This is a genomic window from Streptomyces sp. NPDC025833 (assembly GCF_055558055.1).
The window spans coordinates 127211-147943 of sequence record NZ_JBVHNF010000014.1 but is presented as its reverse complement, the minus strand read 5'-3'; the positions used below and the strand labels follow the sequence as shown (position 1 = coordinate 147943).

Annotated in this window: 20 protein-coding genes and 1 pseudogene; 6 read left to right on the top strand and 15 right to left on the bottom strand. The window is 73.3% G+C overall.

The window, feature by feature from the left end; translation table 11 throughout:
• Positions 1-5: 5 nt before the first annotated feature.
• The 6 genes and pseudogenes from ACZ4K2_RS25295 to ACZ4K2_RS25270 all read right to left on the bottom strand — a co-directional run bounded on the left by ACZ4K2_RS25295 (position 6) and on the right by ACZ4K2_RS25270 (position 6225).
• The gene (locus tag ACZ4K2_RS25295) at positions 6-725 is read right to left on the bottom strand and encodes a response regulator (RefSeq protein WP_467475981.1); all 720 of its coding nucleotides are present in this window, start codon (positions 723-725) and stop codon (positions 6-8) included.
• On the bottom strand, positions 719-3337 hold the full coding sequence (locus ACZ4K2_RS25290; protein ID WP_467475982.1) for an ATP-binding protein: 2619 nt from the start codon (positions 3335-3337) through the stop codon (positions 719-721). Before ACZ4K2_RS25290 ends, ACZ4K2_RS25295 begins: the two co-directional genes overlap by 7 nt.
• A gap of 133 nt (positions 3338-3470) precedes the next feature.
• A pseudogene (locus ACZ4K2_RS25285) lies at positions 3471-4164 on the bottom strand (ABC transporter ATP-binding protein).
• A 171-nt stretch (positions 4165-4335) separates the two neighbouring features.
• Positions 4336-5100 (bottom strand): DUF3710 domain-containing protein, encoded by a 765-nt coding sequence (locus tag ACZ4K2_RS25280; protein ID WP_467475983.1) that lies wholly within the window; start codon positions 5098-5100, stop codon positions 4336-4338.
• A gap of 1 nt (position 5101) precedes the next feature.
• Positions 5102-5638, bottom strand: coding sequence for a dUTP diphosphatase (gene dut / locus ACZ4K2_RS25275; protein ID WP_467476089.1), 537 nt, complete (start codon positions 5636-5638; stop codon positions 5102-5104).
• Positions 5639-5640: 2 nt separating this feature from the next.
• Entirely contained in the window at positions 5641-6225 is a 585-nt protein-coding gene (locus tag ACZ4K2_RS25270) for a PaaI family thioesterase (RefSeq protein WP_467475984.1), read from the bottom strand.
• 113 nt (positions 6226-6338) lie between these two features.
• On the opposite strand from ACZ4K2_RS25270, the gene ACZ4K2_RS25265 reads away from it, so the two are divergent.
• On the top strand, positions 6339-6803 hold the full coding sequence (locus ACZ4K2_RS25265) for a DUF3093 domain-containing protein (protein WP_467475985.1): 465 nt from the start codon (positions 6339-6341) through the stop codon (positions 6801-6803).
• A gap of 19 nt (positions 6804-6822) precedes the next feature.
• On the opposite strand, the gene ACZ4K2_RS25260 is transcribed toward ACZ4K2_RS25265, so the two are convergent.
• From ACZ4K2_RS25260 to ACZ4K2_RS25245, 4 genes are all read right to left on the bottom strand, one after another.
• Positions 6823-7725 (bottom strand): hypothetical protein, encoded by a 903-nt coding sequence (locus ACZ4K2_RS25260; RefSeq protein WP_467475986.1) that lies wholly within the window; start codon positions 7723-7725, stop codon positions 6823-6825.
• A 13-nt stretch (positions 7726-7738) separates the two neighbouring features.
• Positions 7739-8035 (bottom strand): DUF4193 domain-containing protein, encoded by a 297-nt coding sequence (locus tag ACZ4K2_RS25255; RefSeq protein ID WP_005481602.1) that lies wholly within the window; start codon positions 8033-8035, stop codon positions 7739-7741.
• A gap of 415 nt (positions 8036-8450) precedes the next feature.
• Positions 8451-9698, bottom strand: a complete 1248-nt coding sequence (locus ACZ4K2_RS25250) for a sensor histidine kinase (protein ID WP_467475987.1) — start codon at positions 9696-9698, stop codon at positions 8451-8453.
• A 5-nt stretch (positions 9699-9703) separates the two neighbouring features.
• The gene (locus tag ACZ4K2_RS25245; protein ID WP_007387794.1) at positions 9704-10357 is read right to left on the bottom strand and encodes a response regulator transcription factor; all 654 of its coding nucleotides are present in this window, start codon (positions 10355-10357) and stop codon (positions 9704-9706) included.
• 412 nt (positions 10358-10769) lie between these two features.
• On the opposite strand from ACZ4K2_RS25245, the gene ACZ4K2_RS25240 reads away from it, so the two are divergent.
• Positions 10770-10943 carry a hypothetical protein gene (locus ACZ4K2_RS25240; protein ID WP_467475988.1) on the top strand — a complete coding sequence of 58 codons (174 nt, stop codon included), beginning with the start codon at positions 10770-10772 and terminating at the stop codon, positions 10941-10943.
• A gap of 167 nt (positions 10944-11110) precedes the next feature.
• Here the strand turns inward: ACZ4K2_RS25240 and ACZ4K2_RS25235 are convergent, their stop codons facing one another.
• Together ACZ4K2_RS25235 and ACZ4K2_RS25230 are read right to left on the bottom strand one after the other, a co-directional pair.
• Entirely contained in the window at positions 11111-11926 is an 816-nt protein-coding gene (locus tag ACZ4K2_RS25235; RefSeq protein WP_467475989.1) for an inositol monophosphatase family protein, read from the bottom strand.
• 8 nt (positions 11927-11934) lie between these two features.
• Positions 11935-13062 carry a ferrochelatase gene (locus ACZ4K2_RS25230; RefSeq protein WP_467475990.1) on the bottom strand — a complete coding sequence of 376 codons (1128 nt, stop codon included), beginning with the start codon at positions 13060-13062 and terminating at the stop codon, positions 11935-11937.
• A 203-nt stretch (positions 13063-13265) separates the two neighbouring features.
• Here ACZ4K2_RS25230 and ACZ4K2_RS25225 point away from each other — a divergent pair, with 203 nt between their 5' ends.
• Together ACZ4K2_RS25225 and ACZ4K2_RS25220 are read left to right on the top strand one after the other, a co-directional pair.
• The gene (locus tag ACZ4K2_RS25225) at positions 13266-14504 is read left to right on the top strand and encodes an MFS transporter (RefSeq protein WP_467475991.1); all 1239 of its coding nucleotides are present in this window, start codon (positions 13266-13268) and stop codon (positions 14502-14504) included.
• The gene (locus tag ACZ4K2_RS25220) at positions 14464-15783 is read left to right on the top strand and encodes a D-arabinono-1,4-lactone oxidase (protein WP_467475992.1); all 1320 of its coding nucleotides are present in this window, start codon (positions 14464-14466) and stop codon (positions 15781-15783) included. Before ACZ4K2_RS25225 ends, ACZ4K2_RS25220 begins: the two co-directional genes overlap by 41 nt.
• Here the strand turns inward: ACZ4K2_RS25220 and ACZ4K2_RS25215 are convergent.
• Positions 15707-16495: a hypothetical protein gene (locus ACZ4K2_RS25215; RefSeq protein WP_467475993.1), complete on the bottom strand. Its 789-nt coding sequence runs from the start codon at positions 16493-16495 to the stop codon at positions 15707-15709. The genes ACZ4K2_RS25220 and ACZ4K2_RS25215 overlap by 77 nt on opposite strands.
• 480 nt (positions 16496-16975) lie before the next feature.
• Between ACZ4K2_RS25215 and sepH the strand changes: the two genes are divergently transcribed.
• Positions 16976-18016 (top strand): septation protein SepH, encoded by a 1041-nt coding sequence (sepH, locus tag ACZ4K2_RS25210; RefSeq protein WP_467475994.1) that lies wholly within the window; start codon positions 16976-16978, stop codon positions 18014-18016.
• Between the two features lie 51 nt (positions 18017-18067).
• On the opposite strand, the gene ACZ4K2_RS25205 is transcribed toward sepH, so the two are convergent.
• Positions 18068-18919 carry a sulfurtransferase gene (locus ACZ4K2_RS25205; protein WP_467475995.1) on the bottom strand — a complete coding sequence of 284 codons (852 nt, stop codon included), beginning with the start codon at positions 18917-18919 and terminating at the stop codon, positions 18068-18070.
• Positions 18920-19246: 327 nt separating this feature from the next.
• Here ACZ4K2_RS25205 and ACZ4K2_RS25200 point away from each other — a divergent pair, with 327 nt between their 5' ends.
• Positions 19247-20038 (top strand): VOC family protein, encoded by a 792-nt coding sequence (locus ACZ4K2_RS25200; protein WP_467475996.1) that lies wholly within the window; start codon positions 19247-19249, stop codon positions 20036-20038.
• 4 nt (positions 20039-20042) lie between these two features.
• On the opposite strand, the gene ACZ4K2_RS25195 is transcribed toward ACZ4K2_RS25200, so the two are convergent.
• Positions 20043-20693 carry a thymidine kinase gene (locus ACZ4K2_RS25195; protein ID WP_467475997.1) on the bottom strand — a complete coding sequence of 217 codons (651 nt, stop codon included), beginning with the start codon at positions 20691-20693 and terminating at the stop codon, positions 20043-20045.
• Positions 20694-20733 lie beyond the last annotated feature (40 nt).

Genomic DNA, 20733 nt, shown 5'->3' with positions numbered 1-20733 from the left:
ACGGCTCACCTCTCGAACCGGTATCCCATGCCCGGCTCGGTGACGAAGTGCCTCGGGTGCGAGGGGTCCGACTCCAGTTTCCGCCGCAACTGGGCCATGTACACCCGCAGGTAGTTGGTCTCGGTGCCGTACGACGGCCCCCACACCTCCTGGAGGAGCTGCCGCTGGCTGACCAGCCGGCCGGTATGGCGGACCAGCACCTCCAGCAGGTGCCACTCGGTCGGGGTGAGCCGGACGTCCCTGCCGTCGCGGTTGACCTTCTTGGCGGCGAGGTCGACGGTGAAGCCCGCGGTCTCGACGGTGGTGAGGTCGTCCTCGCCCGGCCCGACCGGCTCGGCCCGACGGACGGCGGCCCGCAGCCGGGCCAGCAGCTCGTCCATGCCGAACGGCTTGGTCACGTAGTCGTCGGCGCCCGCGTCCAGTGCCTCGACCTTCTCGTCGGAGGAGTGGCGGGCGGAGAGGACCAGGATCGGCACCCGGGTCCAGCCGCGCAGGCCCCTGATCACCTCGACGCCGTCCATGTCGGGCAGTCCCAGGTCGAGGACGACCACGTCGGGGTGGCGGGAGGCGGCGAGTTCCAGGGCGGTCCTGCCGTCGGGGGCCGCGTCGACCTCGTACTTGCGCGCCTTGAGGTTGATCACCAGGGCGCGCACGATCTGCGGTTCGTCGTCGACCACGAGCACCCTCGTGGGGGTCTGGGGGGTCCCCCCAGTCGGGCTCAGCATGGGGCCTGCCTTTCCGTTTCTGCGCTGCCTGCCCCGCGGGGGGGCTGTGGGGTGTCGGTGCCGCCGGGGGGTGCCGCGGTGGCCGGGCCGGCGACGGTGACGGCGGCCGGGTCCCGGCTGCCCGCCGCGCGGAGGCTGAGCACCATGGTGAGTCCGCCGCCCGGCGTGTCCTCGGCGTCGAGGGTGCCGCCCATGGCCTCGGCGAAGCCGCGGGCGACCGCGAGGCCGAGACCGACGCCGGCTCCGCGCGGAGCGTCACCGTACCGCTGGAACGGCTCGAATATCCGGTCCTTCGCCTCGTCCGGCACGCCCGGCCCGCGGTCCACCACCCGGATCTCCACCCGGTCGGCGATGCCGCTCGCGGCGACCAGCACGCGCCGCCCGGGCGGGCTGTACTTGACGGCGTTCTCCACCAGGTTGGCCACGGAACGCTCCAGCAGCCCGGGGTCGACGGCGACCATCGGCAGTGTCTCGGGCACGTCCAGCACGACGCTGTCCTCGGGTACGCCGCCCAGCGCCATCGGCACGACCTCGTCGACGTCGATCTCGCGGATCAGCGGGGTGACCGTGCCGGTCTGGAGCCGGGACATGTCCAGCAGGTTGCCCACGAGGTGGTCGAGCCGGTCCGCGCCCTCCTCGATGCCCTCCAGGAGTTCCGCCCGGTCCTCCTCGGACCAGGCCACGTCGTCGGAGCGCAGGGAGGACACGGCGGCCTTGATGCCGGCCAGCGGGGTGCGCAGGTCGTGGCTGACGGCGGCCAGCAGGGCGGTGCGGATGCGGTTGCCCTCGGCGAGCGCGCGGGCCCGGTCGGCCTCCTCGCGCAGGCGCCTGCGGTCGAGCACGACGGCCGCCTGGGCGGCGAACGCGGCGAGCACGCGGCGGTCGGCGGCGGGCAGCACCCGGCCGGTGAGGGCGAGCGCCATGTGGTCCCCGACCGGCACGTCGACGTCGGCGTCCTCGGGGCGCTCCAGCGCCGGCCCGAAGCCGGCCCGGCCCGCGCAGGTCCAGGGCGCGACCTCGTCCGCCCGTTCCAGCAGGGCGGCCGACTCCATGGCGAACGTCTCGCGCACCCGCTCCAGCAGTTCCTCCAGACCGGTCTCGCCGCGCAGCACGTTCCCGGCGAGGAAGGAGAGGATCTCGGACTCGGCGCGCAGCCGGGCGGCCTGGTGGGTGCGCCGGGCGGCGAGGTCGACCACCGAGGCGACCGACATGCCGACCCCGAAGAAGATGGCGATGGCGACGATGTTCTTGGGGTCGGCGACGGTCAGCCGGTGCAGCGGCGGGGTGTAGAAGTAGTTCAGCAGCAGCGAGCCGAAGGCCGCCGAGGCCAGCGCCGGCAGCAGGCCGCCGAGCAGCGCGGCGGCGACGGTGACGGCCAGGAACAGCAGCATGTCGTTGGCGAGGCCGAGGTCGACGGTGTTCAGCAGCACCGCGAGGACGGCGGGTCCGGCCAGGCCGACGGCCCAGCCCCACATGATGCGGGCCCGGCCGAGCCGGCCGCCGCGGGCCACGGGCAGCCCCCGGCCCCTGGCGACCTCTTCGTGGGTGACGATGTGCACGTCGAGGTCGGGTCCGCAGTCCCGGGCGACCGTGGCCCCGACACCGGGCCCGAAGACGTACTGCCAGGTCTTGCGGCGCGAGGAGCCCAGCACGATCTGGGTGGCGTTGACGCCGCGGGCGAAGTCGAGGAGGGCGGCGGGGATGTCGTCGCCGACGACGTGGTGGAAGGTGCCGCCGAGCTCCTCGGCCAGGGTGCGCTGGAGGGCCAGTTCCTTCGGGGAGGCCGCGGTCAGCCCGTCGCTGCGGGCGATGTAGACGGCCAGGACCTCGCCGCCGGCGCCCTTCTCGGCGAGCCGGGCGGCCCGCCGGATCAGGGTGCGCCCCTCGGGTCCGCCGGTCAGCCCGACCACGATGCGCTCCCGCGAGCCCCATATCCGCGAGACATGGTGTTCGCTGCGGTAGGCGTTCAGGTACTCGTCGACCCGGTCGGCCACCCACAGCAGGGCCAGCTCGCGCAGGGCGGTGAGGTTGCCGGGCCGGAAGTAGTTCGACAGGGCCGCGTCGACCTTGTCCGGCTGGTAGATGTTGCCGTGCGCCATCCGCCGGCGGAGCGCCTGCGGGGACATGTCGACCAGCTCGATCTGGTCGGCGCGGCGCACCACCTCGTCCGGGACGGTCTCGCGCTGGCGCACCCCGGTGATCGACGCCACGACGTCGCCGAGTGACTCCAGGTGCTGAATGTTGACGGTGGAGACGACGTCGACGCCGGCGGCGAGCAGTTCCTCCACGTCCTGCCAGCGCTTGGCGTTGCGGGAGCCCGGGACGTTGGTGTGGGCCAGCTCGTCCACGAGGGCGACGGCGGGCGCCCGGCGCAGGACGGCGTCCACGTCCATCTCGCCGAAGGTGGCGCCCCGGTGCTCCAGCCGGCGCCGCGGCACCTGCTCCAGGCCGTGCAGCAGCACCTCGGTGCGCGGCCGGCCGTGGTGCTCCACGTAGGCGACCACGCAGTCGGTGCCCCGCTCGGTGCGGCGGTGCGCCTCGGCGAGCATGGCGTAGGTCTTGCCGACGCCCGGTGCCGCACCGAGGTAGATCCGAAGCTTGCCGCGTGCCATGGCCCCATTGTCTTCCCGTGCCCGTTGCCTACGCAGCGTCGACCTTACGGCCAACGATCACGGGGTACGGGACGGCGGAGCGCACGGCGGGCAACTTTGACGCAACCCTGATGAGCCCGGCGGGCCGGGCCGCTCAGTGCTCGGCGATCTCCCCGTCGTGCAGTTCCAGCACCCGGTCGGCCAGGTCCAGCAGGGTGGCGTCGTGCGTGGCCACCAGGGCGGAGACCCGCTCGCTGCGCACGACCGCGCGCAGCAGCTCCATGACGGCGTGCCCGGTCTCGGCGTCGAGCTGGCCGGTGGGCTCGTCGGCGATGAGCAGGGCCGGGCGGTTGGCGAGGGCCCGCGCGATGGCGACCCGCTGCTGCTGGCCGCCGGACAGCTCCCCCGGCCGCTGGGCGGTGTGCCCGGCGAGGCCGACGAGGGAGAGCAGCAGCTCGACCCGCTCCTCGCGCTCGCGGGGGTCGGCGCGGCGCAGCCGCAGCGGTACGCCGACGTTCTCGGCGGCGCTGAGGATCGGGATGAGCCCGAAGGACTGGAAGACGAAGCCGATCCGGTCCCGGCGCAACCGCAGCAGTTCGTTCTCGCCCAGGTCCCCCAGCCGCAGCCCGTCGACCTCGACCCCGCCCCTGTCGGGCGTGTCGAGCCCGCCGACGATGTTCAGCAGGGTGGTCTTGCCGGAGCCGGAGCGCCCCTTGAGCGCGACGAGTTCACCGCGCGGCACCTCGAAGGAGACCCCGCGCAGCGCGTGCACGGCCGCCGCGCCCCGCCCGTACGACTTGTGCACGTCCTCGACCCCGCACCATGGTTTCCGTGGCCACTCGCGCCATGTCGCCTCCCCCGTCGACCGGAGCCCAGTATCACCGCGCGGGGAGGTGCCCGGAAGGGGCGCGGGGAGCCGGGCGGCTACGGCCGGCCGGTGTCCGGTGGGGCGCCCCGGCACGGAGAAGGGCCGCGCCCCGAGAGGCACGGCCCGTGTCGAACGACCCTCGTCGAAGCCGTCAGCGGACCTCGGTGATCTCCGGTCCCCGCTGAAGCTGTCCCATGCCGCCGGAGAAGCGCGAGGACTCCTCCTGCTGCTGGACGCCCTCGGGAACCATCTGGGCGTCGTTCGGCAGCTTGAGGACGATCGGGTCGCGCGGGGCCATCGGACCCTCGCCGCGGACCACGACGGTGTCGCGGAAGATCTGCTCCAGCAGCCCGGCGGCCTGCGGCTGCACCGCGCCCTGGCCGGAGATCACACCGCGCAGGAACCAGCGCGGGCCGTCCACGCCGACGAACCGGACGACCTGGAAGCCGCCGGTGCCGTCGGGCAGCTGCACCGGCACCTGGGCCCGCAGCTCCCAGCCGAGCGGGCCCTCGACCTCGTCGATGATGCCGCCCTGCTGGGTGATGCCGGACCCGATCTCCTCGCGGACCTCGGCCCAGATGCCCTCGCGCTTGGGCGCGGCGAACGCCTGGAGCTGGATGGCGCTGTCGCGCAGCACGACGGTCGCGGCGACGATCGCGTCACCGGCGACCTCGACCCGGAGCTCCATGCCGTCGACGCCCGGTACGAACAGACCGCCGAGGTCCACCCGGCCCTCGGCGGGGTCGCGCACCTCGCTGTCGTCCCACGGCCCGTCGGGCCGGGGCCCGGGCTCCAGCCGGACGCGCTCGCGCTCGGCCTCCACCTCGTCCGCCTCGGTGTCGACGCTGTCGACGACCTGCTCGGCCTCGCCGGCCGCGTCCTCGGCGGCACCCTTCTTCTTGCGACGTCCGAACACGTCACTGTCCTTCCCGGTCGGATACGACCGAAGCGTATCGATTCCCACCCGTCGGACCGCCGTCGGCGGCCTGACCGCTTGTGCCGCTCTCGCCGCCCACCGCGGCATGGCCACCGGTGGACCCGAAGCCCCCCTCGGCCCGCGCCGAGCCGGGAAGTTCCGCCACCTCCTGGAAGCGGACCCTCTCGACCTGCTGGACGACCAGTTGGGCAATCCGGTCGAAGCGCTCGAACCGAACGCTCGCGCGCGGGTCGAGATTCACCACGATCACCTTGATCTCCCCACGGTACCCGGCATCAACCGTCCCCGGGGCATTCACGAGGGCGACACCGCAGCGGGCGGCGAGGCCGGAACGCGGATGCACGAATGCCGCGTACCCCTCCGGCAGGGCGATCGACACCCCCGTGGGCAGAACGGCCCGTTCGCCGGGGGCCAGTTCGCACGCCTCGGTGGTGCGCAGATCGGCTCCGGCGTCCCCGGGGTGCTCGTACGCCGGGAGGGGCACGTCGGGGTCGACGCACCGGATGAGCACGTCCAGGGTCACGGGTTCACCTCGAAGGCACGGGTGCGCCGGATCTGGTCCGGGTCGTCCATGACGGCCTGGATCTCCTCCCGGCGGCCGTGGTCGATGAAGTGGTCGACCTTCACCTCGATGAAGAGGGCGTCGGCGCGCACCGCGACCGGCCCGCCGGGACCGCCGATGCGGCCGGTGGCGGTGGAGTAGATCTTCCGGCCGGCGACGGCGGTGACCTCGGCCTCCAGGTACAGGGTGGTGCCGACGGGCACGGGCCGCGCGAAGTCCGTCTCCAGCCGCCCGGTGACGGCGATGGTGCGCAGCAACCAGTTCAGCGAGCCGAGGGTCTCGTCCAGGGCCGTGGCGAGCACTCCGCCGTGCGCGAGGCCGGGGGCGCCCTGGTGGGCGCTCTGCACGGTGAACTCGGCGGTCAGCGTGACACCCTCGCCGGCGCGGGCCTCCAGGTGCAGTCCGTGCGGCTGTCCGGGGCCGCACCCGAAACAGTGCTCGTAATGGGCGCCGAGGAGCTCCCCGGGCGCGGGTGCGTCGGGGTGCCGGACCGGTTTCACCGCGTCGGCGGGGGGCTGAAGGGCTGCGGAACTACCACTCACAGGCGCAGACCTTACCGGGCCGCCCGCCGGCCGCCACCGTCCCGCCCGGCGGCGCTTCGCGCGCGCTCCCCCTGATTCCGGGAGAACCGGGACGCCGTGCCAAGCTTGACGTCATGCAGCTCTCCGCCACCCCTTACGAAGAACGCCTCACCGCCCCCCGCTCGTGGTGGCTGATCAGCTTCCTCGTGGGCGTCTCGTTCGCCCTGATACTGCTGCCCTTCGGCACGCTGCCGCTGCTGGGCGGCCTGGTCGGCGGTACGGCCGCCGCCGCGGTGGTGGCGAGCGCCTACGGTTCCCCGCGCATCCGGGTCGTGGGCGACTCCCTGATCGCGGGCGAGGCGCGGATACCGGTGTCGGCGCTGGGGGCGTCGCAGGTGCTGGATCCCGAGGAGGCCCGCGCCTGGCGGACGTACAAGGCCGACACGCGCGCCTTCCTGCTGCTGCGCGCCTACGTCCCCCGGGCACTGCGCGTGGAGGTCACGGACCCCGCGGACCCCACGCCCTACCTGTACCTGTCGACGCGGGAGCCGGAGAAGCTGGCGGCGGCGATCGAGGCGGCGCGCGAGGCGCACGCCTGAGGCGGCCCGGCCGGGGTGCTCAGGGTTCCTTCGGGAGTTCCCGCATCGGGAGCGGTTCGGCCGGCTCCTCCAGCGGCGGCAGCTCCGGCAGCGCGTCCCAGGGCACCTGGATCTTGCGAAGGTCGGCGCGGATGCGTCCCGCGAGCCGCTTGGTGTCCCTGCGGTTCATGACCGCCCCGACCGCGGCGCCGACCATGAACGGCATCAGGTTGGGCAGGTCGCGGACCATGCGCTTCATGATCTGCTGGCGCAGTTCGCGTTTCATCCGGCCGCCGAGGGCCGTGTCGTACGTCGACGGCTTCAGCACGTCGATCCCGCGCTCCCCCGACCAGGAGGACAGATACGCGGCGCTGCGGGTCCTCAGGCCGCCCGGTGGGCGTAGGCCGTAGACCTCGTGCAGTTCGGCGATGAGTTTCAGCTCGATCGCGGCCACGCCGGTGATCTCCGTGGCCAGTTCGGTCGGCATGGCCGGCGGCACCGGCAGCATGGCCGCCGCGCCGATCCCGGCACCGACGGTCGAGGTGGCGTGCGCCGCGCCCGCCACCAGTTTGTCGGCGAGCTCCTCGGGCCCGAGGCCGGGGAACTGCCGGCGCAGGGTCGCGAGGTCGCGTACGGGGACGCGCGGGGCGATCTCGATGATCCGGTCGGCGAGGTACGCCAGTCCCGCGCGGGCCCGGCTGCCGCCCCGGCGGGCGCCTTCCCGGGCGAGGTCCCGGGCCTTCTCGCCGATCGCCGTCGCCCGGCGCCGGGCGACGGGCCGCCGCGCCGGTGGGTCCTGCCGGTCGTCCGCCGGTGCGAGCGGGGCTCCCGCGTCGGGTGAGCCCCGCTCGTCGTCACGTGCGCCGTGCGGGCCGCCGGACGGCCCTTGGTCCGCTTTCCCCCAGGGGAAGCGGCGCTTCCGCGGAGGGGTCGAGCCAGTCACGGCCGACCCCTCCTCAGTCGCAGTCGCGGCAGATCGGCTGGCCGTTCTTCTCGCGGGCCAGCTGGCTGCGGTGGTGGACCAGGAAGCAGCTCATGCAGGTGAACTCGTCCTGCTGCTTGGGCAGCACCCGGACGGCCAGTTCCTCGTTCGAGAGGTCGGCGCCGGGCAGTTCGAGGCCTTCCGCGGCCTCGAACTCGTCGACGTCCACCGCCGAGGTGGACTTGTCGTTCCGCCGGGCCTTCAGCTCTTCCAGGCTGTCCGAGTCGACGTCGTCGTCGGTCTTGCGTGGAGTGTCGTAATCGGTTGCCATATCGCTCTCCCCCTCTGGGTGTCTGCGGGTGTCTCCAGCGCACGTAACGCGTGAGAGGCCGGACTTGTGCCCGACCTGAGGCGGAGATTTTGCCTCACATCAAGGTCTGTTACTCAATCGACACCCAACCCGACCCCTCAAGAGTGATCGGCTTGGATGGCGGTGAGGACCGTACACGGTTCGAATGCCGCACCTCAAAGGCGCCTCACCGTGTACTTCCCGTGATCAAGAGCCCTGAAAACCAGGACTTTCCCGGCTTTCCACCTTCTGTCATGATCACCGTGGGTACATGGCCGGAAATCCGTCCATGTGATCGATCACACAGAAAGAACCCCGTCCGGCGGTCGAAAAATTCCGCGTCCAGCGAAGTTCTTCCGCGTGTGTCGGTCAGCATCACACGCGGGCCGGTCCGGAATCACATCGGCATCGTGACGCGCATCTCCAGACCACCGCCCTCCCGGGGCCGGGCCAGGATGTGCCCGCCGTGCGCACGGGCCACGGAACGCACGATGGACAGGCCGAGTCCCACGCCCTTGTCGCTGCCCGTGCGCTCGGTGCGCAGGCGCCGGAAGGGCTCGAAGAGGTTGTCGATCTCGTACGCCGGGACCACGGGTCCGGTGTTGGCGACGGTCAGGACGGCCTGCCCGTGCCGCACCTCGGTGTCCACCTCCACCCACCCGTCCTCGGCCACGTTGTAGCGCACGGCGTTCTGCACGAGGTTCAGCGCGATCCGCTCCAGCAGCACGCCGTTGCCCTGCACCACGGCCGGCTTGCGCTCGCCGCGGATCACGACGCCCTTGGCCTCGGCCTCGGCATGCACCTGGTCGATGGCCTGCGTGGCGACCTCGGCCAGGTCGACCGGCTTGCGCTCGACGATCTGGTTGTCACTGCGGGCGAGCAGCAGCAACCCCTCGACCAGCTGTTCGCTGCGTTCGTTGGTGGCCAGCAGCGTCTTGCCGAGCTGCTGCAGCTCCACCGGCGCGTTCGGATCGGACAGGTGCACCTCCAGGAGCGTGCGGTTGATCGCGAGCGGGGTGCGCAGCTCGTGGGAGGCGTTGCCGACGAAGCGCTGCTGTGCCGTGAAGGCCCGCTGCAGCCGTTCCAGCATGTCGTCGAAGGTGTCCGCCAGCTCCTTCAGCTCGTCGTCGGGGCCGTCCAGCTCGATCCGGCGGGACAGGTCCGAGCCGGCCACCGCGCGGGCGGTGCGGGTGACCCGGCCGAGCGGGGACAGCACGCGGCCCGCCATCGCGTACCCGAACGCGAAGGCGATGACGGCCAGACCCAGCAGGGCCAGCAGCGAGCGGCTGAGGAGGTTGTCCAGGGCCGCCTGGCGCTGCTGGTCCACGCAGTGCGCGATCGTGTCGTTGAAGTCCGACAGCGGCAGGCGGGTGGTGTTGATCGCCGGGCACTTGTCGCTGGAGACCTTCAGGTTGTCGAAACTGACGATCTTGAACAGCGGCTGGTTGCCGGTGCTGATCGCCTGCGCGGCCAGCAGGTAGATGATCGACAGCAGCAGGATGCCGGCGATCAGGAACATGCCGCCGTACAGCAGCGTGAGCCGTATGCGGATGGTCGGACGCAGCCACGGGAAGGGGGGCTGCGCCCGCCTGGGGTCCCAGGTGGGCTTCGGGGGCGCCTGGGGCGGCGCCGGGGTCGCGGCCACGGCGGTCAGATCCGGTAGCCGGAGCCGGGGACCGTGACGATGACCGGCGGCTCGCCCAGCTTGCGGCGCAGGGTCATCACCGTCACGCGCACGACGTTGGTGAAGGGGTCCGTGTTCTCGTCCCAGGCCTTCTCCAGGAGCTGCTCGGCGGAGACGACCGCGCCCTCGCTGCGCATCAGCACCTCCAGCACCGCGAACTCCTTGGGCGCGAGCTGGACCTCCTTGCCGTCGCGGAAGACCTCGCGGCGGTTGGGGTCGAGCTTGATGCCGGCGCGCTCCAGGACCGGCGGCAGCGGCACGCTGGTGCGGCGGCCGAGGGCCCGCACGCGCGCGATCAGCTCGCTGAACGCGAACGGCTTGGGGAGGTAGTCGTCGGCGCCGATCTCCAGGCCCTCGACGCGGTCGCTGACGTCACCGGACGCGGTGAGCATCAGCACGCGCGTGGGCATGCCCAGCTCGACGATCCGGCGGCAGACGTCGTCGCCGTGCACGAGCGGGAGGTCGCGGTCGAGGACGACCACGTCGTAGTCGTTGACGCCGATGCGCTCCAGGGCGGCCGCACCGTCGTACACGACGTCGACGGCCATGGCCTCCCGGCGCAGTCCGGTGGCCACCGCATCGGCGAGCAGTTGCTCGTCCTCGACGACGAGTACGCGCACGTCGCTTGTCCTTCCTGTGTCCGCCCGCGCGGCGCGCCGTGGGCGCGTGCGGGCGGAGGGTGCGTGGGGTGTGACCCCCATCCTGCCCTTTTCGGCCATAAGTCGGCTGTAAGGCGGGTGGGGGCCGCGGAATGGGCGCCCGCTGCGCGGTGCGGCGCGAAATTCTCCTTCCACCGAGGTTTCCGCCGCGGAAAGCGGGGGGAGGACGGGTTTACACCACGCGATCACGCTCTGCATGTGCCGCAGCACCATGCGGCACCCCGCCGATCCGCTACGCAGAGTGGGCGTGGGTGTCCGGCACCGTGGCCGCCCGGCCGGGCAGCGCTGGGCACCTGCGGGAGCCGTGATCGCCCCTTCCCCAAAGGCACTTCCCCGTGCCACCGACCCACGACCCAGGACGAGGGGGCGCAGCATGGACGCTTTCACCGCAGGACTTCTGCAGCGCATAAAGGCGACCGAGTCCGATCTGTCGCGGGCTCGTGACGAGGGCGACGACTTCCTCGTGGAGGTGGAGCAGGGCGAACTCGACGACCTGCGCCGCCTCGCCGCCGAACACGGTGTGGAGGTCGCCGCGTCACGCGTCTGACCGGCCCGAGCGCGCGACGGAGGACCCCGGCGAATCCAGCGCCGGGGTCCTTCGCGCGTCCGCCGGCCGTCTCGCCGGCCGCCCGTCCGACCGGTCGTCCGGGCGGTCCTCCCGGCCGGTCCTCCCGGCCGGTCCTCCCGGTGCGGCGGGCCGGCCGGTCGCGCGGGTCAGTCGTGCCAGGCCCCGAAGTCCTCCAGCAGGCGCTGGAGCGGCTCGAAGACGCCGGGGGTGCCCGCCACCGTCAGTTCCCCCGACGGCCGCTCTCCGGGCCGTCCACCGGTCAGCGCGCCCGCCTCCCGGGCGATCAGGTCCCCCGCCGCGTAGTCCCACGCGTGCAGCCCGCGCTCGTAGTACCCGTCCAGCCGGCCGCAGGCGACGTCGCACAGGTCGATCGCGGCCGAACCGCCGCGCCGGATGTCCCGCAGCAGCGGGATCAGCCGGCCGGCGATCCCGGCCTGGTGGGCGCGGACCCCGGCGACGTAGTTGAACCCGGTGGAGACCAGCGCCTGGTCCAGCGGGGGCGCGGGACGGCAGGCCAGCGCCCGCTCGCCCTCCCACGCGCCCGTGGCCCAGGCGCCGCCGCCGCGCACGGCGTGGTAGGTCTCGCCGCGCATCGGGGCCGCGACGACCCCGACGACGGTCTCGCCGTCCTGCTCGGCCGCGATGGAGACCGCCCAGGTCGGCAGCCCGTACAGGTAGTTGACGGTGCCGTCCAGCGGGTCGATCACCCAGCGGATGCCGCTCGTGCCCTCGGCGGCGGCGCCCTCCTCGCCGAGGAAGCCGTCGTCGGGGCGCTCGCCGGAGATGAGGCCGGTGATCAGCTTCTCGGCCGCGATGTCCATCTCGGTGACGACGTCGATGGGGCTGGACTTGGTCCTCGCCACCGCCAGGTCGGCGGGACGGCCGTCCCTCAGCAGCTCGCCGGCGCGGCGGGCGGCCTCCCGGGCGAGGGCGAGCAGGTCACGGTGCGGGGCGTCGGTCACGGGGCTCCTCACGCGTAGGGACTGTCGGCGCCCGCGGCGGCCGGGCGGGGGGTGCGGGCCGGGCAGCAGCCGACCGGGCAGAGCTGGTGGCTGGGGCCGAGGGCGCCCAGGGCGCAGGGGGTGACGTCCTGGCCGCGCTCCACGGCGGCCCGCTCCAGGACCAGGTCGCGGACGGCCGCGGCGAACCGCGGGTCCGCGCCCACGGTGGCCGAGCGGCGCACCGGCAGGCCCAGCTCCTCGGCCTTGGCCTTCGCCTCGGTGTCGAGGTCGTAGAGGACCTCCATGTGGTCGGAGACGAAGCCGATGGGGGCCATGACCACGGCCGGGACGCCGGCCGCGTGCCGCTCCTCCAGGTGGTCGCAGATGTCGGGCTCCAGCCACGGGATGTGCGGGGCGCCGGAACGGGACTGGTAGACGAGCCGCCAGGGGTGGTCGACGCCGGTGCGCTCGCGGACGGCGTCCGCGATCAGCCGGGCCACGTCCAGGTGCTGCCCGACGTAGGAGCCGCCCTCGCCGTGGGTCTCGACGGGGCCGGAGGTGTCCGCGGCGGAGGTCGGGATGGAGTGCGTGGTGAAGGCGATGTGGGCGCCCGCGCGGACGTCCTCGGGGAGGTCGGCGAGGGAGTCCAGCACGCCGTCGATCATGGGCTCGACGAACCCGGGGTGGTTGAAGTAGTGCCGCAGCTTGTCGATCCTCGGCGGCTCCAGGCCCTCGGCCGCCAGGGCGGCCAGCGCGTCCGCGAGGTTCTCGCGGTACTGGCGGCAGCCCGAGTAGGAGGCGTAGGCGCTGGTGGCGAGGACCAGGACGCGGCGGCGGCCGTCGGCGGCCATCTCGCGCAGGGTGTCCGTGAGGTACGGCGCCCAGTTGCGGTTGCCCCAGTAGACCGGCAGGTCGAGGCCGTGGGCGGCGAAGTCCTCGCGGAGGGCCGCCAGCAGGGCGCGGTTCTGGGCGTTGATGGGGCTGACCCCGCCGAACAGGAAGTAGTGCTGCCCGACCTCCTTGAGGCGTTCCTTCGGGATCCCGCGCCCGCGCGTGACGTTCTCCAGGAACGGGACCACGTCGTCCGGGCCTTCGGGGCCGCCGAAGGAGAGCAGGAGCAGGGCGTCGTACGGGGTGACATCGAGCGCGTCTGGCATGGGTCCGATCCTGCCACCCGGCACGGACGGCGGGGAAACACCGGGGTGGGGAGTCGGTTTCCACCCGGTGCGGTGCGGTTCGTCCCGACAGATCCCCCGCCCGTCCCGGCAGGCCCCCCGCGGGCGACGTATTTAATTAGGGTTACCTAACTTGTACGCTGTACACGTCGCATTCGCGCCTTACCGACCGTTTCGGAGACCCCGTGCCCAGCCCCTACAGAGCCTTGTTCTCCGCGCCCGGCACCAAGGCCTTCTCCGCCGCCGGCCTGCTCGGCCGGATGCCCCTGTCGATGATGGGCATCGGCGTGGTCACGATGATCTCCCAGCTCACCGGGCGCTACGGGCTCGCCGGCGCGCTGTCCGCCACCATCGCGCTGTCCGCCGCCGCGCTCGGACCGCGGATATCCCGGCTGGTGGACCGGCACGGGCAGCGCAGGGTGCTACGCCCGGCCACCCTGGCGGCCCTCGCCGCGGGCGCCGGTCTGCTGCTCGCCGCGCACCACGGGTGGCCGGACTGGACGCTGTTCGTGTGCGCGGCCGGGATCGGGGCGGTGCCGAGCCTCGGCGCGATGGTCCGGGCCCGCTGGGCGGCGCTCTACCGGGGCACGCCCCGGCTGCACACCGCCTACTCGTTCGAGTCGGTCGTGGACGAGGTCTGCTTCATCTTCGGGCCGATCATCTCCATCGGCCTGTCCACCGCCTGGTTCCCCGAGGCCGGCCCGCTGCTGGCCGCGTGCTTCCTGGCGGCCGGCGTCTTCTGGCTGACCGCCCAGCGCGCCACCGAGCCGGAGCCGCACCCGCGCGCTCAGCAGGGCGGCGGCAGCGCCCTGCGCTCGACGGCGCTCCAGGTGCTGGTGGCGACCTTCGTGGCGACGGGCGCGATCTTCGGGGCCGTGGACGTGGTCACCGTCGCCTTCGCCGACGAGCGGGGCCACAAGGGCGCCGCGAGCATGGTCCTCGCGCTGTACGCGGCCGGTTCCTGCGCGGCCGGGGTGGTCTTCGGGCTGCTGCGGTTCGGCGGTGCGCCGGAACGCCGCTGGCTGCTGGGCGTGTCGGCGATGGGCGTGAGTATGATCCCCCTCCTACTGGTCGGAAACCTGCCGCTTCTGGCCGTGGCGCTGTTCCTGGCGGGGCTGTCCATCGCGCCGACGATGATCACGACGATGTCCCTCATCGAAGAGCACGTACCTCGCGCGCAGCTCACCGAGGGCATGACCTGGGTGAGCACCGGCCTGGCGGTCGGGGTCGCGCTCGGTTCCTCCGCGGCCGGCTGGGTCATCGACGCGGCCGGGGCGCGCGCGGGGTACGGGGTTCCGGTCGTGTCCGGGGCCGTCGCGGTCGCGGTCGGTTTCCTCGGGTACCGCCGGCTGCGCAGGCCGGCCGCGGGGCGGGGAGGCACCGTTGAGCAGCACAGCGAGCGGGAAGTACGGAACCTGGCGTAACTGGGGCGGCAACGTCTCCGCCCGGCCCGCCCGGCAGGTCGCGCCGGCCTCGGTGGAGGAGCTGGCCGCGGCCGTGCGCCGGGCCCGGGAGGACGGCCTGAAGGTGAAGGCCGTGGGCACCGGGCACTCCTTCACCTCGATCGCCGCCACCGACGGGGTGCTGATACGCCCTCACCTGCTGACCGGCATACGCGCCGTCGACCGGGAGTCCATGACGGTCACGGTGGAGGCGGGCACCCCGCTCAAGAGGCTCAACGCGGCGCTCGCGCGCGAGGGCCTCTCGCTCACCAACATGGGCGACATCATGGAGCAGACCGTCTCCGGGGCCACCAGCACCGGCACGCACGGCACGGGCCGCGAGTCCGCGTCCATCGCCGCCCAGATCAAGGGGCTGGAGCTGGTCACCGCCGACGGCTCGGTGCTCACCTGCTCCGCGACGGAGAACCCGGACGTCTTCGCCGCCGCCCGGATCGGCCTCGGCGCCCTGGGCGTCGTCACCGCGCTCACGTTCGCCGTGGAGCCCCTCTTCCTGCTCACCGCGCGCGAGGAGCCGATGCCCCTCGACCGGGTCCTCGCCGAGTTCGACCAGTTGTGGGCCGAGAACGAGCACTTCGAGTTCTACTGGTTCCCGCACACCACCGGCACCACCACCAAGCGCAACAACCGCAGCGCCGGTCCGGAGCAGCCGGTGGGGCGGCTGGCCGGCTGGGTGGAGGACGAGCTCCTCTCCAACGGGGTGTTCCAGGCGGCCCAGTGGGTCGGCCGCGCCGCCCCGGCCACGGTCCCCGCGATCGCGCGGCTGTCCAGCAAGGCCCTGTCCGCGCGGACGTACACGGACATCCCCTACAAGGTCTTCACCTCGCCGCGCCGGGTGCGCTTCGTGGAGATGGAGTACGCCGTCCCCCGGGCGGCCCTGGTGGAGACGCTGCGCGAACTGCGCGCCATGGTGGACCGTTCGGGCCTGCGGGTCAGCTTCCCGGTGGAGGTGCGCACCGCCCCCGCCGACGACATCACCCTGTCCACCGCCTCCGGCCGGGACAGCGCCTACATCGCGGTGCACATGTTCCGGGGCACGCCGTACCAGGCGTACTTCACCGCCGCCGAGCGCATCTTCACCGCGCACGAGGGGCGCCCGCACTGGGGCAAGGTGCACACGCGGGACGCGGAGTACTTCGCCCGGGTGTACCCGCGCTTCACCGAGTTCACGGCGTTGCGGGACCGTCTTGACCCGGAACGCCTGTTCCAGAACGACTACTTGCGGAGGGTTCTGGGGTCGTAGGCGCCGTGGCGGACGGGGCGGGCGCGCTGGGCGTGGGCGCCGGGGTGGCCGTGTCGCCGCCCGGCAGGCCGCTCGGCCGCCCGCCCGGGTCCGTGCCGGTCTCCCCGCCTGTTCCGCCGCCCGTTTCCCCGCCGGTTTCGCCGTCCGACGAGCCGCCGGGCGCCGGGGACGTGCCGCGGGGCGTGGCCCCGCCGGTGGACGGCGTGTCCTGCGGTGCGGGCGTGTCCGACGGGGCGGGCTTCTCGTCGGACCGGCCGCCGGAGGACCCCCGGCCGGTGACCGCGTCGCTGACCGTCGTGCCCCCGCCGCCGCTGAAGCTGCTGCCGGACACCAGCTCGTAGGTGGTGATGCCGGCCATGGTGACCCCGAAGACCAGGGCGGCGGCGACCAGCGGGCGGCGCCAGCTCTTCACCCGCGCGCGGTAGACGGTGCCCGCGGTGAACTCGCCCGGCGCGGCCGGGACCCGCACCTTCGGGCGGCCCGCCGCCGTGGTCTTGTCCCGCCACTGCTCCCCCGTCCGCCGGAAGAAGTGCTGGAAGAGCGTACCGCCGCAGGTGGCGACGACACTGACCACGCCGGCACCGACGATCGTGCCGTACACCCCGAAGTAAGAAGCCATTTTGGCCGCCACGACCGCCGCCAGGGCACTGCCCGCGACCTGGGCGACGCTGAGATCGATCCGCTTCCGCCCCGTATCGGGTGTCTCACGCATACCCGGACCTTGCCTGCCTTTCCCGTACTTGATCGACATTCATCGACCCACTGCACGAGAAGGGGACGTACGAGCGAAACCAATAGTTCCGTTTCTGGCGATTGCGTGAAGTTCGCCACGTTCGCGATCCTCGGAACCGCTTGCGGGCGGTCAAGTCGCTGCCCTTGCCAGAAGTTGGGCCGCGCGCCAATCCACGCACGTGGTCCGAATGGAGTACTGTTGCGAACCCTGGGCCCGGCCTCCCACCAGGGTGCCTGCGGCCCTATTGGACCGCCGGGAGGGGGCTGGTTGCACAGGGTGATGGAGTTGGTCACTCAGCGTTGCGAACAGGTAACCGTGCCATAACGGCGGCTCCGGGCCCGTGCCCGACACGCCGGGCAACTCGGCAAGGTTGTGGCAGGCTGCACCCGGGCAGGCCACACTCGACTAGCGGAAGCAGCGACGCACGTGACGTCGGCAGGCACCACCCGGGAGGTCCCCATGCCCGAACTGCGTGTCGTGGCCGTCTCGAATGACGGCACACGACTGGTGCTGAAGGCTGCCGACGCAACGGAGTACACACTTCCGATCGACGAACGGCTCCGCGCCGCCGTGCGCGGCGACCGGCCCCGCCTCGGCCAGATCGAGATCGAGGTCGAGAGCCATCTGCGTCCGCGCGACATCCAGGCGCGGATAAGAGCGGGCGCCACCGCGGAGGAGGTCGCCCAGCTCGCCGGCATCCCCGTCGACCGGGTGCGGCGCTTCGAGGGACCCGTGCTGGCCGAGCGCGCCTTCATGGCCGAACGGGCCCGCAAGACCCCGGTCCGCCGACCCGGCGAGAACTCCGGACCGCTGCTCGGCGAGGCGGTGCAGGAACGGCTGTCGCTGCGCGGCGCCGACAAGGACACCGTGCAGTGGGACTCCTGGCGCCGCGACGACGGCACCTGGGAGGTGCTCCTCGTCTACCGGGTCGCGGGCGAACCGCACTCGGCGAGCTGGACGTACGACCCGCCCCGGCGGCTCGTCCAGGCCGTGGACGACGAGGCGCGCTCGCTGATCGGCGAGTCCGACGACCTCGCCGTGCCCGAGCCGAGCTTCCCGTTCGTCCCCCGCATCGCCCGGCTGCCGCGCGAACGCACCATGGACCGCGCCCTGGAACGGCTCGACCGCGACCGGCCCGGCCTGCCCGCGCAGCCGTCGGAACCGGCCGAGGAGAGCACGGACGAACGCGACTCGCTGACCAGCCTGCTGGAGGCCGTGCCGAGCTTCCGGGGCGACCTCGTCGTACCGGAACTACCGTCGGAGTCGCCGGAGGAGCCCGACGACGAGCCCGCCGCGGAGGAGCAGCCCGCGCCCGCCGCGTCGGCCGGCTCCGCCTACGCGGACGTCCTCATGCCGCGCTCCGTCGGCAGCCACCGCGACCGGCTCATCGGCTCGACCGACCGCCAGGCCGAGGCCGACGGGGTCCGCCCCGGCCGCCGGGCCGCCGTCCCGAGCTGGGACGAGATCGTGTTCGGCACCCGCCGCAAGAAGCAGGAGTAGCCGCCCGGGTGAGGGGGGCACGCGCGCGTGCCCCCCTCACCCGGCCGCCCGCTACTGCGGATCCGCGCCCACCGCCACCGGCCGGGCCGGGTCCGAGGACCACTCGGACCAGGAACCCACGTACAGGGCCGCCGGGATGCCCGCCACCGCCAGCGCGAGCACCTCGTGCGCCGCGGAGACGCCCGAACCGCAGTACACGCCCACCTCGGTGTCCTCGGACACCCCCAGCGCCCTGAACCGGTCCCTGAGTTCCGCGGCGGGCAGGAAGCGGCCGTCGGGCCCCACGTTCTCCGCCGTCGGCGCCGACACCGCGCCCGGGACGTGCCCGCCGACCCGGTCGACCGGCTCCACCTCTCCGCGGTACCGCTCCCCCGCGCGCGCGTCCAGCAGCACCCCCGTACGGGCCAGCGCCGCCGCCCCGTCCGCGTCCAGCACTCCCGGGGCCCCGGGAGCGGGCACGAAGTCGCCCTCGGCCGGGGCCGGGACCTCCGTGGACAGCTCGCCGCGCCACGACGGCAACCCGCCGTCGAGGACCCGCACGTCCGGGTGACCCGTCCAGCGCAGCAGCCACCACGCGCGTGCGGCCGCCCAGCCCTGCCCGCCGTCGTACACGACGACCGGCCGGCCCGCCGACACGCCCGCGCGGCGCATCGCGGCGCCGAACTCCGCGAGGTCGGGCAGCGGATGCCGGCCCCGCGCGCCGGGCGCGGAGGCGAGTTCGCGGTCCAGGTCCACGAAGACGGCGCCGGGGATGTGCCCGGCCGCGTACTCGGCCCGGCCGTCGAAGGCCGGCGCGCCCGCCGCCTTCGCCAGGCTCAACTGCCAGCGCACGTCCAGCAGGACGGGCGGCACGTCCCCGGCCTGCTCTCGCGCGAGTTCGGATGCGGTGATGATGGCTTTCATGGCGTCCATCCATACGCCAGGGGTGGCCGCGGCGTCCAGGTCCGGCTACTCTGCTCGGCCGGACAGGCTCGATCACGTGGCGTACGGGATCGGGCACGGACTGTACAGCGGGCGGACATCCGTCAACCACGGCCGGCAAGCGGCGGAGGACGACATCGCCGTCGTCACCGGCGCCCTTGCGGAGGTGCCGTCCGGCGGCGCGGTACGGTCCCCGGCACCGCGGAGGATGCGGGCACCGGCACGGGCGTGCACGCCGGCGGCGTGGACGGCCCTTCCGGACGGCGGAAGCGACACGGCCACCGCGAGGGGCCGGGGAGAGAGTGATCGATGACCGAGGCACGGGAGTCGGCCGGTCCGCACGCGCGGCGCGTGCCCGGCACGCCCTGCTGGGTGAGCCTGATGGCCCACGGGCTGGCCGGCACCGAGGAGTTCTACGGCGAGCTGTTCGGCTGGGAGTTCCGGCCGGGCCCGCAGCAGCTCGGCCCGTACGTCCGGGCGCTGCTGGACGGGCGGGAGGTGGCGGGCATGGGCCAGCTCCCGCCGGACCGCCGGCTGCCGGTCGCCTGGACGCCGTACCTTGCCTCGGACGACGTGGACCGGACCGCCGACACGGTGCGGCTGTGCGGGGGCACGGTGGCCGTCGGCCCGCTGGACGCCGCGGACGCCGGGCGGATGGCGATCGCCTCCGACCCCTCCGGTGCGGTGTTCGGCATCTGGCAGGCCTCCGCGTACCCCGGCGCGGCGCTCACCGGGGTGCCCGGCACGCCCGTCTGGAACGAACTGCGCACCGTCGAGACCGAGAGCGTCGCGAAGTTCTACACGAGCGTGTTCGGTTACACGCGGGAGCCGGTGGTCGACGCCGGCTTCGACTACGTGACCCTCCGCCTCGACGGCCGTCCGGTGGCCGGCCTGCACGGCCTGGGCCACGGCCTGCCCAGGGACCGCGGCTCGCACTGGCAGACGTACTTCGAGGTGAGGGACATCGGGGAGACGCTGCGGCAGGTCACCGGTCTGGGCGGCCGGGTCCTCAGACCGGCCCACGACGGTCCGCACGGGCGGGTGGCGGAGGTGGCGGACCCGGAGGGCGCGGAGTTCTCGGTGGTGCAGGACCCGCGCTGAGCGCTCAGGAGGGCGACACCGGCAGCACGTCCGGGGACAGGGCCGCCGCGCGGGCCGACGCGGCGGTCATCCGGCGCCGGTGGTGGCGGCGGCACAGCACCTCGTAGCCGACCTCGCCGGCGGACTGGTTGACGTCGCCGACGACGACCTGGGCGCCCTCGACCACCATCGCGCCGCCCACCGTGCGGGCGTTGTGCGTGGCCCGGGCGCCGCACCAGCACAGCGCCTCCACCTGGAGCACCTCGATCCGGTCGGCCAGTTCCACCAGCCGCTGGGAGCCGGGGAAGAGCTTGGAGCGGAAGTCGGTGGTGATGCCGAAGGCGAACACGTCCAGGCCGAGGTCGTCCACCACGCGCGCGAGCTGGTCGATCTGCACGGGCGCGAGGAACTGCGCCTCGTCCGCGATCACGTAGTCGGCCCGGCCGCCCTGCGAGAGGTGGTCCACGAGGTACGCGTACAGGTCCTGGCCGTCCTCGACCTCCACCGCGTCGGTCACCAGGCCCAGCCGGGAGGACAGCTTGCCCTCGCCCGCCCGGTCGTCGCGGGTGAAGATCATGCCGGCCAGGCCCCGCGCGGACCGGTTGTGCTCGATCTGGAGAGCCAGTGTCGACTTCCCGCAGTCCATCGTTCCGGAGAAGAACACCAGCTCGGGCATGAGGAGTCGCGTACCTTTCGGCGGGGTGGGGCGGGCGGAC

Bases quoted from the DNA above. Each gene is read 5' to 3' on its own strand.
- ACZ4K2_RS25215 (WP_467475993.1), bottom strand. From the start codon at position 16,495: ATGCGTGAGACACCCGATACGGGGCGGAAGCGGATCGATCTCAGCGTC.
- ACZ4K2_RS25255 (WP_005481602.1), bottom strand. From the start codon at position 8,035: ATGGCAACCGATTACGACACTCCACGCAAGACCGACGACGACGTCGAC.
- ACZ4K2_RS25240 (WP_467475988.1), top strand. From the start codon at position 10,770: ATGGACGCTTTCACCGCAGGACTTCTGCAGCGCATAAAGGCGACCGAG.
- ACZ4K2_RS25290 (WP_467475982.1), bottom strand. From the start codon at position 3,337: ATGGCACGCGGCAAGCTTCGGATCTACCTCGGTGCGGCACCGGGCGTC.
- ACZ4K2_RS25230 (WP_467475990.1), bottom strand. From the start codon at position 13,062: ATGCCAGACGCGCTCGATGTCACCCCGTACGACGCCCTGCTCCTGCTC.
- ACZ4K2_RS25195 (WP_467475997.1), bottom strand. From the start codon at position 20,693: ATGCCCGAGCTGGTGTTCTTCTCCGGAACGATGGACTGCGGGAAGTCG.
- sepH (WP_467475994.1), top strand. From the start codon at position 16,976: ATGCCCGAACTGCGTGTCGTGGCCGTCTCGAATGACGGCACACGACTG.
- ACZ4K2_RS25205 (WP_467475995.1), bottom strand. From the start codon at position 18,919: ATGAAAGCCATCATCACCGCATCCGAACTCGCGCGAGAGCAGGCCGGG.
- ACZ4K2_RS25295 (WP_467475981.1), bottom strand. From the start codon at position 725: ATGCTGAGCCCGACTGGGGGGACCCCCCAGACCCCCACGAGGGTGCTC.
- ACZ4K2_RS25265 (WP_467475985.1), top strand. From the start codon at position 6,339: ATGCAGCTCTCCGCCACCCCTTACGAAGAACGCCTCACCGCCCCCCGC.
- ACZ4K2_RS25200 (WP_467475996.1), top strand. From the start codon at position 19,247: ATGACCGAGGCACGGGAGTCGGCCGGTCCGCACGCGCGGCGCGTGCCC.